Below are 1,426 nucleotides of genomic sequence, written 5' to 3' on the forward strand. Positions count from 1 at the left end.
ATTGCAGGCCCGTCTAACCCACACAGTCGTGTACCGACATCTGAATTAGCGGCGCGTGGTATTAGTGGCGTGGTTGAAAACGAACCCGGTAAAATGCCCGATGGTGCAGTGATTATTGCTGCGATTACCAGTTGTACTAACACCAGTAACCCACGCAACATGATTGCTGCCGGTTTATTGGCTCGCAATGCCAATGCCCGTGGATTATTACGTAAACCTTGGGTGAAATCATCGCTTGCGCCTGGCTCTAAAGCAGTGCAATTGTATTTAGAAGAAGCAGGTTTATTGCCTGAGCTTGAAAACTTAGGGTTTGGCATTGTCGGCTTTGCCTGTACCACGTGTAACGGCATGAGCGGCGCGCTTGATCCGGTTATTCAACAAGAAGTGATTGATCGCGACTTATACGCTACTGCAGTATTGTCGGGCAATCGTAACTTTGATGGCCGTATTCATCCTTATGCTAAGCAAGCATTTTTAGCATCTCCACCTTTGGTTATTGCTTACGCCATTGCCGGTACGATTCGTTTTGATATTGAAAAAGATATTTTAGGCATCGATAACCAAGGTCAAGCGGTTACGTTGAAAGACATATGGCCAACCGACGAAGAAATTGATGCAGTTGTTAAAGCAAGCGTTAAGCCTGAACAATTCCGTAAAGTGTATGAGCCAATGTTCGACATTAAAGTCGAGTATGGTACTCACGTAAATCCACAATATGATTGGCGTCCGCAAAGCACTTATATTCGCCGTCCACCTTATTGGGACGGAGCATTGGCGGGTAAGCGCACCATGAAAGGTATGCGTCCATTAGCAGTGCTTGGAGACAACATCACCACCGATCATTTATCGCCATCAAATGCGATTATGCTCGACAGTGCCGCAGGTGCATATTTACACAAAATGGGCTTGCCTGAAGCTGACTTTAACTCTTATGCCACTCACCGTGGCGATCACTTAACTGCGCAGCGTGCCACCTTTGCTAACCCTAAACTGTTTAACGAAATGGTGCAGGAAAATGGCAAGGTTAAGCAAGGATCACTTGCGCGCATAGAACCTGAAGGCCAAGTCACTCGCATGTGGGAAGCGATTGAAACCTATATGGAACGTAAGCAACCACTGATTATTATTGCTGGTGCAGATTACGGTCAAGGTTCGTCACGTGACTGGGCTGCAAAAGGCGTGCGCCTTGCTGGGGTTGAAGTGATTGTTGCTGAAGGCTTTGAGCGTATTCACCGCACTAACTTGGTGGGTATGGGCGTGTTACCGCTTGAGTTCACTGCAGGTCATAATCGTCATACTTATCATATTGATGGCACGGAAACCTACGATGTGGTGGGCGAACGCAAACCGGGCGCTATGTTAAATGTGATTATGACTCGTAAAAATGGTGAGCAAGTGACCATTCCGGTTAAATGTCGTGTTGACA

Annotated in this window: 1 protein-coding gene; it reads left to right on the top strand. The window is 46.9% G+C overall.

The window, feature by feature from the left end; genetic code table 11:
- Window positions 1-1,426: aconitate hydratase AcnA (gene acnA, locus CXF78_RS00450; RefSeq protein ID WP_145991274.1), on the top strand; the 1,426-nt coding region annotated here is incomplete at both ends.

Source organism: Shewanella sp. 11B5 (assembly GCF_002836795.1).
In the GTDB taxonomy this organism is placed as follows: Bacteria; Pseudomonadota; Gammaproteobacteria; order Enterobacterales; family Shewanellaceae; genus Shewanella; species Shewanella frigidimarina.